The sequence below is a fragment of the Phenylobacterium sp. P4_E10 genome (assembly GCF_056401675.1).
The window spans coordinates 210892-224072 of record NZ_JBFUIW010000007.1; the positions used below are offsets into that span (position 1 = coordinate 210892).

General features: G+C 68.0%; 11 protein-coding genes. 3 read left to right on the forward strand and 8 right to left on the reverse strand.

All coding sequences use genetic code 11. The annotated features are described in order from the left end of the window. Window positions 1–51: 51 nt before the first annotated feature. From AC1DQJ_RS10855 to AC1DQJ_RS10880, 6 genes are all read right to left on the reverse strand, one after another. A complete protein-coding gene (locus AC1DQJ_RS10855) occupies window positions 52–1707 on the reverse strand; it encodes an N-acyl-D-amino-acid deacylase family protein (RefSeq protein ID WP_477603078.1) in 1656 nt (551 codons plus the stop codon). Beyond that, window positions 1698–3671, reverse strand: a complete 1974-nt coding sequence (locus tag AC1DQJ_RS10860; RefSeq protein ID WP_477603080.1) for a serine hydrolase domain-containing protein — start codon at window positions 3669–3671, stop codon at window positions 1698–1700. Before AC1DQJ_RS10860 ends, AC1DQJ_RS10855 begins: the two co-directional genes overlap by 10 nt. 64 nt (window positions 3672–3735) lie before the next feature. Next, window positions 3736–4860, reverse strand: coding sequence for a YkvI family membrane protein (locus AC1DQJ_RS10865; RefSeq protein WP_477603082.1), 1125 nt, complete (start codon window positions 4858–4860; stop codon window positions 3736–3738). Beyond that, on the reverse strand, window positions 4857–6149 hold the full coding sequence (locus AC1DQJ_RS10870) for a peptide MFS transporter (protein ID WP_477603084.1): 1293 nt from the start codon (window positions 6147–6149) through the stop codon (window positions 4857–4859). Before AC1DQJ_RS10870 ends, AC1DQJ_RS10865 begins: the two co-directional genes overlap by 4 nt. Further along, window positions 6146–7165: an N-acetyltransferase DgcN family protein gene (locus AC1DQJ_RS10875; RefSeq protein WP_477603086.1), complete on the reverse strand. Its 1020-nt coding sequence runs from the start codon at window positions 7163–7165 to the stop codon at window positions 6146–6148. Before AC1DQJ_RS10875 ends, AC1DQJ_RS10870 begins: the two co-directional genes overlap by 4 nt. Continuing rightward, on the reverse strand, window positions 7165–8193 hold the full coding sequence (locus AC1DQJ_RS10880) for a dipeptide epimerase (protein ID WP_477603088.1): 1029 nt from the start codon (window positions 8191–8193) through the stop codon (window positions 7165–7167). The genes AC1DQJ_RS10875 and AC1DQJ_RS10880 overlap by 1 nt, the downstream gene beginning before the upstream one ends. A 186-nt stretch (window positions 8194–8379) precedes the next feature. Between AC1DQJ_RS10880 and AC1DQJ_RS10885 the strand changes: the two genes are divergently transcribed. The 3 genes from AC1DQJ_RS10885 to AC1DQJ_RS10895 all read left to right on the forward strand — a co-directional run bounded on the left by AC1DQJ_RS10885 (window position 8380) and on the right by AC1DQJ_RS10895 (window position 11518). Further along, window positions 8380–9018 carry a helix-turn-helix domain-containing protein gene (locus AC1DQJ_RS10885; protein WP_477603090.1) on the forward strand — a complete coding sequence of 213 codons (639 nt, stop codon included), beginning with the start codon at window positions 8380–8382 and terminating at the stop codon, window positions 9016–9018. 69 nt (window positions 9019–9087) lie between these two features. Then, window positions 9088–9789 carry a 2OG-Fe dioxygenase family protein gene (locus AC1DQJ_RS10890; RefSeq protein ID WP_477603092.1) on the forward strand — a complete coding sequence of 234 codons (702 nt, stop codon included), beginning with the start codon at window positions 9088–9090 and terminating at the stop codon, window positions 9787–9789. Window positions 9790–9856: 67 nt separating this feature from the next. Further along, window positions 9857–11518 carry a glycosyltransferase family 4 protein gene (locus tag AC1DQJ_RS10895; protein WP_477603094.1) on the forward strand — a complete coding sequence of 554 codons (1662 nt, stop codon included), beginning with the start codon at window positions 9857–9859 and terminating at the stop codon, window positions 11516–11518. Between the two features lie 7 nt (window positions 11519–11525). Here the strand turns inward: AC1DQJ_RS10895 and tauD are convergent, their stop codons facing one another. Next, window positions 11526–12404 (reverse strand): taurine dioxygenase, encoded by an 879-nt coding sequence (tauD, locus tag AC1DQJ_RS10900; RefSeq protein ID WP_477603096.1) that lies wholly within the window; start codon window positions 12402–12404, stop codon window positions 11526–11528. Between the two features lie 271 nt (window positions 12405–12675). Continuing rightward, a partial coding sequence (locus AC1DQJ_RS10905; RefSeq protein WP_477603098.1) for a hypothetical protein occupies window positions 12676–13181 on the reverse strand: 506 nt, incomplete at its 5' end.

Genomic DNA, 13181 nt, shown 5'->3' on the forward strand with positions numbered 1-13181 from the left:
CCCTTGAATTTGAAGCCCCTTGCGAGGCGGCTGGCGGTTGTCGCGCAGCGGTCAGTGTTTGGTGTCGGCTGGGGCCTGCGCTCTTGCGGCGCCGCGTCCCCGGATCACGCGGCCGGGCTTGGCCCCGGTGTAGGTTCCCCGGTCGATCACCGGGACGCCGTTGACGAGGACGTACTCGATCCCCGTTGGCTGGAGCGTTGGCTCGGCCCAGGTCGCCCGGTCCTCCAGCGTCTCCAGATCGAAAATGGTGATGTCCGCCCAGGCGCCGGGCGCCAGCCGTCCCCGATCGGTGATGCGGAACCGGTCGGCCGACAGCGAGGTCATCTTGCGCACCGCCTCCTCAAGGGTGAGCAGGCGCTCCCTCTTGACGTAGTGGGCGATGATCCGCGGAAAGGTCCCGTAAGATCTCGGATGCGGCAGACCCAGGGCGTCGACCTTGCCCGCCCCGGCGGCCGCGGCCGCGTCGCTGCCGATGCTGGTCCACGGATATTTCAGCGCGGTCCGCACATCGCCTTCGTCCATCAGGAAGAAGAGAGCCTGGGCGCGGTTCGGCTGGGCCTTGCCCATGATCTCCCAGGCCAGTTCGGTGGGATCGCGGTCCAGTTCCTTGGCGATGGAGGCGATGCTGCGGGTTCGGAAGCGGTCGAACTCCGGATTGTGGGCGTTGGCTAGAACCACGCCGTCCCAGCCTCCGGAGGCCTCCACCAGGTTCGCCCAGCCGGGCTGCGATCCCTGGGCGACTTCGCGCTTGATCTGCTCGCGCAGGACAGGATCGGCGAGCTTCTCGCCGACCTTGGCGAAGCCGTCGCGGTAGACCCAGCCCGGGATGATGGCGTCCAGGCCGGTGCCCCCGGCGGTGTAGGGATAGACGTTGGCCGTCACGTCCACGCCGCGGGCCCGCGCCGCCTCGATCTTCTGGCCGGCGGCCGGCAGCAGCTTGCCCCAACCGGGCTGGTAGGCGCCCTTGAAGTGGAAGATCTCGACCGGCAGGCCGGCGCGCTCGCCGATGGTGATCGCCTCGGAGACCGCGTCCAGCAGGCCGCCGCTCTCGTCGCGGATATGGCTGCCATAGACCCCGCCGTACCGGCCGGCGACCTTCGCCAGCTCCACCAGTTCGTCGGTGCTCTGGAAGCTGGCCGGCGGATAGATGAGCGCGTTGGCGACGCCGAGCGCGCCGGCCTCCATGGCTTGCGCCACACGGGCCTTCATCGCGGTCATCTGGGCGACGTCGGGCGTTCCGGCGCGATCGCCCATCACCTCGATGCGGGCCTGGGTGGTGCCGTAGTAGCTGCCGAAGTTGACCGAGATCCCCTGGCTCTCGAGCTTGCCGAACCATTCCGAAGTCCTGGCGGCCGGCACGGGCGTTCCCGCCTCGCCGCCGAGCAGGGTCGTGACGCCCATCTGGAGCTTGTTCAGCGCTGATCCGTCTTGGACCAGCACCCGGCCAGACTGGTCGAGGGTGTCGATCCAGCCGGGCGAGACATAGTCGCCCGTGGCGTCGATCTCGCGTGCGCCCTTGGTCCGGATACGGCCGATCTTGACGATCTTGCCATCGCGGATGGCGACGTCGGCGCGCTTGGCCGGGGCGCCCAAGCCGTCCAGCACCTGGCCGTTGCGGATCACCAGGTCGTAGGCGGGGGCGGCCAGCACGGGCTGCCCGATGATGAGGGCGGCGGCGGCTCCGAGGAGGTTGTGTTTCAGGCCCATGGGAACAGCGCTCCCCACGCGGCCAGCACCGCCCCGAACGCCGTGAACAGGACGAGCGTCAGGCTGTGGCGGAGCTTGCGGCCGAGGGTCCAGGCCCCCGTCAGCTTCGACCCGCGCCAGGTGAACGGCGCGGCGGCGAGCAACAGCACCGAGCTGATCGTCGCGACCAGTGCAGCGCCCGATGCCGTCCTCAGGAACGGTCCGGGAAAGCCATAGACCAGCGCTTCGCGCTGGCCCGCCGACATACCCCAAAGGGTCATGCCGACGAAGGCGGCGATCCAGAGCGTCGCCGCGGCGAGCGCGCCGGCGCTGGAGAGCTTCTGGGCACGGCTCGGATTCTGGTCCCGGCGGTTCCGGGTGAACACGCCGACCCAGGCTGCAATGCAGGCGGTCAATACCAGGGCCGCCAGGGCCTGCAGGAGCTGGGGCGTCTCGATGGGACTGGCCCGCTCCATCTGGCTCATGCCGTTGGAGGGGCGGTAGCTGACTGCGCGACCGTTGGGGCCGTAGACAAATGCGATGCGCTGGTCGCCGGTCGCCGAGACAAAGCGTCCGGGCGCGCCGTCGGGGATCCAGCTTTGGACCACGGGGCCGGTCCGGGTCACGAGGTAGCCGCCCCGGCTCACCGAGACGGTCCCGCCGGCTGAGGCGAGCAGGGAGACGAACTTCTCCAGCCCGCTATAGGCCCGTCGCGTGGTGAGGTAGTAGCCGCTGAGCTGGGCCCGCTGTTTGGCCAGCGCCGGAACGCCGGGGCGCATGATCGGCTGGACGCCTTGCAGGTGCTGGACGATCAGTTCAGGCAGGCGAGCGGTAAGCGGCCGGCCGGTGTCTGTGTTGGTGACCACGAACACACCGAGGCCGGATTTTGGCTCCAGCACCATGTTGCTCAGGAAGAAACCGGTCGCCCCGGGATGGCCATAGCCCTTGAGGCCTCCCGGCAGCGACGAGATCATGAACCCGTGGGCCCAGCCGTTGCTGAATTGGGCGGGGAGCAAGGGGGTGCGGAAGGCGCTCGCGGTCTCAGGCCCGAAGATCTTCGCGTCTCCGAGGCGTCCGTCCGCCAGCAGCATCTGCATGTAGACCGCCATGTCGCGGGCGGTGGCCGAGCCGCTGCCGGCAGGGCCGACCCGGCTGACGAATTCGAAGCCGTGCGGGGCGAAGCCGCCGCCGCTCCAGCTGTAGGCGGTCGACACTCGGCCGGCGAGGTCCTTGTCCATCGGCGTGGGCAGGCCTTCGGCCGCCGGGTAGGGCTCGCGGAACGTGGTGTCTCGCATGCCGAGCGGGGTCAGGATGTCGCGCTCGGCCAGGGTCGGGAAGTCGGTCCGGCCGAGGCTCGCGGCGATATAGCCGCCAAGCGCCGCACCATAGTTGGAGTAGGCGGGAATCCGGCCCGGCTCGCGCACCCGCTTGGGGCGGTAGTCCCGCAGATAGTCCTGCAGCGCGGTGACGTCGCCGCCCGTGCCGGTGAGCATGTGGCCGAGCCCGATGTCCTCGAAACCGGCCGTGTGGCTCATCAGATGCTTGACCAGGATCGGGTCTTGGAATCCGTCGCTGGGGATCTTCAGTTCCGCGGGGAGGTAGTCGTTCACCGGCGCGTTCAGATCGAGCGTGCCGCGCTCCACCTCGCGCATCAGGGCGATCCAGGTGAAGGTCTTGGAGAGCGAGCCGATGCGGAACAGCGTCCGCGCCGGGTCGACCGCGACGCCCTTCTGGATGTTGGCCGAACCGTATCCCTTGAGGAGCAGGACCTGGTCGCCCTTCACGACGGCGACGGCCGCGCCGGCGATGTGCTCGGCGGCCATCGCGTCGCGCACGACGCCATCAACGAAGCTTTGCAGCTCAGCCGTCTGCGGAGCGACAGCGCCCTGCACGGCCGGAGCCGACGGGGCCGCCGCCGCTTGCGGCGACTGCCCGGCCGCCAGGCTTACTAGCGCGGCGGCTCCCCATGTTCCGATCAAGCGCATCGTGTTGGCACCCCGTTCGGTGAACAGTCTTATTTAGGTCACGATGATCCCAATCAGAGAATTGTCAATTCGCGTTTTCTATTTGGAGCTCTTTTGGTCGCGTCAGGCCAAAAATCCGCCACGCGCCGATCGTCAGCAGCGGGGCGACGAAGGTGAGCAGGAAGACCAGGGCCACGAGGCGGTAGCCCTTGGCGATCAGGGCGACGAGGCCGATGCGGTCGGCCACAAAGATCGCGATTAGCAGGATGGCGACGCTGGCGCCGGTCCGCATGGCTGTGGAGAACTGCCGGCCTCGTTGCGCAGCCGCGGAGGCCAGGCGCTCGTTGACCGCGTGGACCGCGCCAGCGCCGCTCTCCAGGAGGGCGGCGAAGATCATGAGCTGGAACAGCAATCGGAAGGCCGGCATCTGCAGTTGAGTGAGCAGGAAGTCGGACGGCAGAGCCTCGGCCTCTATCTGCGGGTAGTAGCCCACCATGCAGAGGAAGAAGAGGAGGGCGGGAAGCATGGCCAGCGGGCCGGCGAGGACGCCGGCGATCACCGCGTCTCGTGGCCCGGTAAGGTGCCGGATCATCGGCAGGATCACGACCGCGCCGATGATGTTGTAACCGGCGTAGGTCAGCCCGCCGCCGACCCATCCGTCGGTGGGCGCGGCCATCTGCAGTCCAGCCAGCATCTTGTCGCCGAAGCTGGATAGCGCCAGGACGAAGAACAGGACGTAGGTCGCGTAGAGCAGGTACGAGACGTACTTGAACATCCGTTCCACGGCGTGGTTGCCCAGCGCGGTGACCAGCGCGATGGCGCCGGCCAGGGCGATGGTTCCTGCAAGCGGGGGCAGCCCGAGGGTTGCGGCGCCGACTGCGCCCGCGGCCGCTCCGAACACGGACAGGATCAGAACCAGGAAGCCCAGATAGGCCGCTTCGAACGCCACCCAGAATGGACCCAGGAGCTGGGCGAAGAAATTGCGGTAGTCCTCGCTTCGCGTCAGGTGGGCGAACAGGAAGGTCAGCACGCAGACCAGGCTCCACACCGCGGTCGCCAGCGCCATGGCCATGAGACCGCCTTGAGGCCCGTGGGGCAGGAAGAACTCCACCAGTTCGCGCCCGGTTGCGTAGCCGCCGCCGATCACCACGGCCTTGAAGGCCAGCCCCGGCAGCAGCCAGCGCTGGAGCAGAGTGGGTTGAGCGCTCATGGCTGCTCTCGCACGTCGGAGGCCGCCAGTTCGGCGCGCGCCACCAAACCCTTCATCCGATCCAGGATCAGGGCCGAGAACGTCGCGACGCTCGCCGCGGCGAAGAAGAAGGTGGCGGGGGAGACATGGCTCCAAAGCGTCCCAAACACGCCGGCCAGCAGGTTTCCTGCGAAGCCTGCCAGGAACCAGGCGGCCATGGCCGTGGCGGCGAAGCCGACGGGCGCCAGCCTGCCGAACAGCCCCAGCCCAGTCGGCAGGATGTGAAGCTCGCCCGCCGTGAGGATCAGGAAGAACAGCAAAAGCCAGGGCCATGCCGCTGGCAGGCCGCTGGCCGCCGAACCGAGGCAGACCAGAGCCAATAGGAAGTAGGCGGCGGCGACCAGCGCCGCGCCGAACGCCATGCGTCCTGCCGTCGGCTCACCCCGTGCAGCGGCTTCGCGCCGACTCCACAAGACGACGAGCGCCGGCGTCAGCAGGAACACCAGAAGGGGGTTCAGGGCTTGAAACCAGGTTTTGGGAATGTCCCAACCTCCGCCCAGGCCGCGTTCCACGCTAGTGTCGGCCCAAAGCGCGAGGGTATTGCCGATCTGCTCATAGGAGACCCGAAAGACGACCACCCCCGCCATAACCGCGACGAAAACGGCGATAGGCAGGGATCTTGGGCTGGCTTTCGGTTGTGGCGTTCGGCGGCGCACGGTGAGCGGGTCTGCCGGCAGGTGTCGCTGGCCGGCGCAATAGATGATCAGGCCGCAGACCATGCCGAGGCCGGCGAGCCCGAAGCCCCAATGCCAGCCGAAGGCCTCGCCGAGGTATCCGCAGCCCAGCGGCGCCAGGAACGCCCCCAGGTTCACGCCGACATAGTAGACGTTGTAGGCGCCCCTGCGGCGTGGGTCGTCCGGCCCATAGAGCGCCTGGATCTGGCTGGGCAGGCTCGGGAGGAACAGGCCGTTGCCGATGGCGATGACCGCCAGGGCGGGCATGAACAGCGCCTCTGAGGTCATCATGAAATGGCCCAGCGCCATGATCGAGCCGCCGACTATCACCGAACGGCGGCGGCCGAGCCAGCGGTCAGCCGCCATGCCCCCGAAGATCGGCGTCAGGTACACGCAGGCGGCGTAGACGCCGTAGATCAGGGAGGCGCTCTCCTGGCCTATCAGGAGCTGCTTGGTCATGTAGTAGACCAGCAGGGTCCGCATGCCGAAGAACGAGAACTTCTCCCACATCTCGGTGAGGAACAGGATCGTCAGTCCTGGCGGTTGCCCGAACCAGTCCTTCGGGGCGCCGCTCATGGCGCGAGGCACGCGTCGACCAGGCGTTCGAAGGCCTCGCCGCCGCGAATGGGATCGGCCACGGGAAGGTTCAGCGCACCTTGCGCCGCCGCGATCACCTCGGCCGCCTCGGCCGCCGAGAGGTGCGAGGTGTTCAGGCTGACCCCGGCGCAGCGCACGGCCGGATTGACCCTGCTGGCCAGTTCCAGGTTGAGCGAGATGGCGTGCGGCAGGGATGGCAGGGCGAAGCCGCTCGCCCCCAGCATCTCCGTGCGACCCGGTTCATGGCAGAGCACGATCACATCGGGCTGGGCGCCATGCAGCAGCGCGAGCGAGACGCCGGCATAGGAGGGGTGGAACAGCGAGCCCTGGCCTTCGACGACGTCCCAGTGATCGGGATGGGCGTCCGGCGTCAGGAGCTCGGCCGCGCCTGCGCAAAAGTCGGCGACGACCGCGTCCATCGGCACGCCGCCGCCGGCGATCAGGATGCCGGTCTGTCCCGTGGCGCGGAACTGCGCGTCCACGCCCCGGGCCCTGAACGCCCGGGTCAGCGCCAGCGCCGTGTACTTCTTACCCAGGGCGCAGTCGGTGCCGACGGTGAGCAGGCGACGCCCGCTCCGTTTGACGCCTTTCGCGATCGGGATGTTCGGTGGCGGCGTGCGCACATCGATCAACCGCCGTCCGAGCCGCTTGGCTGTCGCCGCCAGACGAGGAGATTGGCCGAGCGGCGTATGCATGCCGCTGATCAGGTCGAGACCCGCCTCCAGCGCTTCGTCCAGGGCGTCCAACCAGGCAGGCGCCACGGCTCCGCCGGCTGTCGCAGCCCCGATGACCATGGCCTTCGCCCCGGCCGCGGCTGCTTCCGCCGGGGTGAACCAGGGCAGTCCCGTCGAGACGCCGACGCCAGGCGAGGCGTACTCTCCCAGGCAGCGGTCGGCTGCCCAGTCCATCAGGCCGAGCGCGGTCTTGATGTACGGCCGCTCGGTCACGTCGCCCAGGAAGAGCAGGTAGGGCGATGGCAGTTCGAGCGCGTCCATCAGGCGCGCTCCGCCGTGGCGGCGCCCCAGGCGGCGTCCGGCACCATCAGCAGGCCGTCATCATAGGTTGCCGGAACCGCGCGATCGCCGACCAAGTGCAGCGGCCCGTCGAGGTCGATCACGTCACAGAACTGGCCCACCAGGAAGGCCGGAGCCATGGCCAGCGTCGTGCCGATCATGTTTCCGACCATGACGCCCATGCCGAGCGACCTTGCCCGTTGCGCCATGGCCAGCGCCTCGGTGAGCCCCCCGCACTTGTCGAGCTTGATGTTGACGATGTCGAAGCGGGTCGCCAGCCGATCGAGGTCGGCCAGGTCCTGGATGCTTTCGTCCGCCGCGATCGGGATCGGCGAGCGCAGGCCTTCAAGTTCGGCTTCCCGGCCCACCGGCAGCGGCTGCTCGATCACCTGGACGCCGGCCGCGCGGAAAGTGGGGATAAGCCGCTCCAGGCCTGGGCGGTCCAGACCTTGATTGGCGTCCACCCCGATCCAGGCGTCCGGGCGAACGGTACGGGCCGCCAGCACCCGCTCGCCGTCGCGCCCATCGCCGTTGAGCTTTAGCTTCAGCGCCTTGGTGGTCGTCGCGCGCGCCGCCGAGGCGGCCACCGTCTCGGGATCTTCGGCCCCCAACGTGAAGGTGCAGATCAGCGGGCGCGGCGCATCTGCTCCGGTGAGTCGCCAGGCAGGAACACCCGCGCGCTTGGCGTCGAGATCCCAGAGAGCGCAGTCGAGCGCGTTGCGAGCGCCGCCCGGAGGCAGAAGGGACTGCAGCGCCTGGCGGTCCAGGCGGGCCTCGATGTCGGGCCTTACCGATTCGATCAGGGCCGTCATCCCTTCGACCCGGTCGTCGAGATAGTAGACGCCCGCCGCCTCGCCGCGGCCGACGTGCGGCCCGTCGCTGAGGGTCACCACCAGGGCGTCATGCACTTCGAACAGGTGACCGGTGATCCGGAACGGCGCGCGCAGGCGCCAGCGCTCCACGGAAATCTCCAGCCGAAGCCGCCGGTCGGAATTCAGCCTTACGGCCATGCAATCACCCCTATCGGGACGGTGAGAGTCCAAATTCTCTCAAATCGTCCTGAATGGAACTATTTTTTCTAATCAGGACACATGTCAACCTCCTGATGCGTTCCCATATCCACTGAGCCGTAGCGGGATGACGCCAACCCCTCTAGGATTGCGTCGTCGTTCGTTGAGAGAGGACGCCTCCGAAAGATGAATTCCCAAGCAAGTTCGGCCCCGACCCTGGGCGCGCTCATCAGGAACCTAAGGGCCCGGAATGGTTGGACTTTGAAGGAAATGAGCCAGCATTCGGGGATCCCGCTCTCGACCCTCTCGAAAGTCGAGCACGACCGGCTGACTCTGACCTATGACAAGCTGCTGCAGCTCAGCCAGCGCCTGAATATCCGCATGTCGGAATTGTTCAGCGAGCCTGATCAGGCTTCCGAGCACGCCGTGACCGCGCGCCGAAGCGTCGGCGATCTCGACCAGGCGGTCCACGTGACCACCAAGAACTACGACTACTTCTATCTATGCCCCGAAATCCGGAACAAGCGGATGATCCCGGTGGTCACCCGGATGACCGCCAAGAGCCTTGAGGAATTCGGGCCATTGGTTCGCCATCCTGGCGAAGAGTACATCTACGTGCTGGAAGGGTCGGTCGACGTTCATACTGAGTTCTACGATCCGATGACCTTGACCGCCGGCCGCTCGATGTACATCGACAGCAGCATGGGCCACGCCTACGTGGTCTCGAGCGGACACGACGAGGCGGTGGTGCTCGGCGTCTGCTCGAGCGCGGAAGAAGGGCTGATGGAGTCGCTGTTGATGCTGCACGGCGACGAACCTCACTAGCCCGGCCCTGCAGGGCTTGAATTCCGGCGCCAGCGGCTTAGCTGCGAAGCGCGCGGGAGGCGCTGAGCAGTGATCGACGACCTGAACGTGCGCGTGGCGGCGGATGGCTTCGCCAGGGTGCGCGCCGAGGAGATGCGCGACCTGATCGGCGCGCCTGCCCTGGCTGGCTGGCTGGACTATGCAGCGAGTTGGGACGATCTGCCCATCGACGAGCATATGGCCGACGGCGGCTGCTATCGGCGGCGGCGCTATGGCGTGCTGGAGGCGCAGCCCGGCGGCCTGACGCGCCTGGATCACCAGCCGCACTATCAGAGCCTCGACTACAACCGGCTGAACGGCGGCGTCGAGCGCTGGTTCGAACCGATCACCGCGCCGGCCGCCGAGGGACCGCTGGCCCGCAGGCTGGTCGAGCTCTCGCTGCAGGTCTTCGCCGGCGCCGATCCCGGCTTCCCCTGGCGGACCGAGATGCACCAGTTCCGCATTGAGGCGCACGCTGGCGAACTGGGCCAACCGACCCCTGAGGGCGCGCATCGCGACGGCGTCGACTGGGTCCTGGTCATGCTGCTCGCGCGCCGCAACGTGGCCGCCGGGGTCACCGACATCTACGATCCGGCCGGCCGCTCGCTGGGCAGCTTCACCCTGCTGGAGCCGCTGGACGCCGTATTCATCGACGACAATCGGGTGTTCCACGGCGTCACCGCCATCGAGCCGGTCGATCCGGCCCAGCCCGCCTACCGCGACGTATTGGTGGTGACCTTCCGGCGCACCTGACCGCCGGCTGCTTGGCGCGGGGCAGGGACTGTGCAACAGCAGGTCAGGGTTCGCGGGGAAGGCCGTCTTGGCAGGCAGTATTGCGCTCTATCATCCGTCGGCGGGGGTGCGGCCGAAGAACAATCCTTTCGGCAAGGACGTCGCCAACCTTGAGCTGTTCAAGGCCGTGCTGCGGTACGGGGACTTTGAGCGCGTCGACTTCCTGACCTCGGTGCAGGTCGCGCCCGACGCGCTCGTCTCCGGCCTGCTGGGCGCCGAAGCGGCGCCGTCGGCGGTGCGAGTCGGCCATCTGCTCGACCAGAAGCCGGCTATCGAGGCCGGGGCGTTGGTGCGCGGCGTCCCGGAGTTGTCGGACATGGCGTGGCTGCGCCGCGGCGCCGACGCCGAGTACGACTACAGCCTGGTCGGCATGGTCCACACTCTGGCGCCGCCCGCCATGCGCGAACTGATCGGCAAGGCGGTCACCTCGCCCATGCAGCCGTGGGACGCCCTGATCTGCACCTCACCTGTGGTGCAGAAGGCCATGACGACGATGTTCGACGAGTGGATGGACTATCTGGGCGACCGCTATGGCGGCGCGACCCGGATCCGTCCGCACCTGCCGCTGCTGCCGCTGGGCGTCGACGGCCAGGCGTTCGCGAGCCTCGCCGACCGGCCGCAGGTTCGCGAGGCGATGCGCGCCGAGCTTGGCGCTGGGCCTGACGACGTGATCGTCCTCTGGGTCGGACGGCTGTCGTTCTTCGAAAAGGCGTTCCCGCAGCCGATGATGCGGGCTGTGGAGGAGGCGGCGCGCGCTACCGGTGTGCGCGTCCACTTCGCCCATGTCGGCTGGTTCCCGGATCCGGCGGCCCAAAAGCCACTCTACGAAGAGGCGGCCAGCGCCTACGCGCCGTCGGTCGTCGTGCATTTCTTGAACGGCAACGACAGCGACTTGGTCGGTAGGATGTGGGCGGCCTCGGACGTCTTCCTGTCGCTGGTCGATAATATCCAGGAGACATTCGGCATCACCCCGCTGGAGGCGATGGCGGCTGGGCTGCCGGTGGTCGCCAGCGACTGGGACGGCTATCGCTACACCATGCGCGACGGGATCGACGCCTTCCTGATCCGCACGCTCGGCGCGCCTCCCGGAGCCGGCGACGCAATCCTCAACCGCCATCTTTTCAATGGGATGACCTACCAGTCGTACGTCGGGAGCCTGGCCAGCCATACGGCGGTCCATGTGGGCGACGCGGCGGCCAGGCTGGCCGAGCTGATCGCCTCGCCCGAGCTACGCGCCAAGATGCGGCAGGCGGGCCGCAAACGCATCGCCGAGACCTTCGACTGGCCGGTTGTCGTGCGCGGCTTGCAGGAACTCTTACAGGAACTGGCCTCGATCCGCGCCGCCGCCCCCCGCGCGCCGGTCAAGCACCGCCGCAATCCGCTGAAGGGCGAGCCGTTCGCCGCCTTCGCCCCCTTCGCGACCCAGGTGCTGACCAACGGCACGCGCCTGCGCCTGCGGCCGGGCGTCGGCCTGGCCGAACTCGAGCGGACCAAGGACGTTCGGCTGGACCTGTTCGCCTCGGGATGGCGGGCGCCGCTGGAAGACTGCGTGGCGATCATTGACCGTCTAGCCGATGGCGACGAGTTGCCTGCCAAGGACATCCTGGCGGCCTATCCGAGCGGCCGGCATATGGCGCTCGGCCTGGCCATCGCCTGGATGTGCAAGCTCGGCCTGCTGGACTGGCGCTGAGGCCCAGCTATTCCGCGGCGGTCCTGACGTCGGCGGGCATCCGCGAGCGGTGATAGGGCCGGTCGCCGAGCACGGTGGCGCGGTTCATGATCCGCCGGTGCGGCAGGTAGTCGTTGACCGCATAGTGCTGGGTCACGCGGTTGTCCCAGAAGGCGATGGCGTTCGGGCTCCAGCGCCAGCGGACCAGGAACTCCGGCTTCTGGATGTGCTCGAACAGCATGCCCAGGATCGCGTCGCTCTCCTTGCGGCGCAGGCCCTTGATCCGGTCGGTGAAGCCGAAATTGACGAACAGCCCGTCCTCGCCGGTCTCCGGATGGGTGCGGACGACCGGGTGCAGCACCGGCGGATGCTGCGCGACGGCCTGCGCGTGCTTCTCCGCGCCGGCTGCGTTGGCGACGATGCCCCGGGTGGGGAAGCCGCGGGCGAAGTCGTGCACCGCGTCCAGGCCCGACAGGAACTCTCGGAAGGCCGGCGACAGCGCCTCGTAGGCCGCCTTCATGTTCGACCAGATGGTGTCGCCGCCCGACGGCGGCAGATGTTTGGCGTAGAGGATCGAGGCCATCGGCGGGGTCTCGATGAAGGTCACGTCGGTGTGCCAGCTGTCGTTATCGGTCGGGTTGTCCTTGTGGTTGTCGAGTATGAACAGCTCCGGCGCCTCCGGCACGCCCGGATAGAGCGGGTGGGTGTGCAGCGCCCCGAACCGGGCGGCGAAGTCGCGATGTTGGACCGGCGTGATGTGCTGGTCTTCGAAGAAGACGACCTGATGCTTCAGCAGTGCCTGGCGAACCTCGTGCAACAGGTCGTCACTGAGCGGCTGGGAGAGATCGACGCCCTCGATCAGCCCGCCGATGGTCGGCGTCAGGGGCGTCACCTGAAACTTGGCCATGTCTAGTCCTCCGCTCGGAATTGCATCTAAGCGCGGAAAGGACGGCGACGCCAAGGACCCTGATGGTCAGCGTGTGCAAAAGCACTGCGCGAGACTTCCGCTCACGCCAGGTTCCGCGAGGGGCTGAAGGTCGACCAGGCCGCTTGGCTACGCGGCCGCGGCTCGGCGATCTTCAGCGCGATCATCGCCCTGGCCTTCTACCTGCGCACAAATCCGACGCTCTGCGCCATGAGCCGGCGCACGCTGGCGGAAGTGCTGGCGGCGCCTTGGCTCAGGTCACCTTGCCCCAAGCGCCGTTTGGAGCCTGGCAGTAGAGGTTCATAAGCGAGACGCTCTTGGTCTGGCGCGACATGCTGAACTTCACCTGCTTGCAGGCGTAGGCGCCGACCGGCGTCGTGCCGACGATCTCGAAGCGGCCTTTGTAGGGGACCATCTTGTAGATCGGCTTCATGGCGCGGCCGTCCCAGGTCTCGACCTCGCCCAGCTTCATCTCACCGATGCGCCCGGCGAGTCCGGCTGGGCCGAAGTCGCGGAAGTCCTCGGGTCGATGGCCGGGCGGATTCTGGCCTCCCATGATCGTCTGCTGCGGGAAGTCGAGGTAGTCGCGCTGATAGTTCGGGTCGCGCGTGGTCGGCAGGTCCCAGTAGACCGGACCTCGCGTGTTGCGCCGCGGATCGTCCTCGTAGTTGATCGGCCAAAGCTCCGGCCACGGGTAGCTGGCCGGGCGTGGCAGGTATGCGCGCCCCGCCGTGGCCGTGGCCGAGGCTGGCGCTGGCG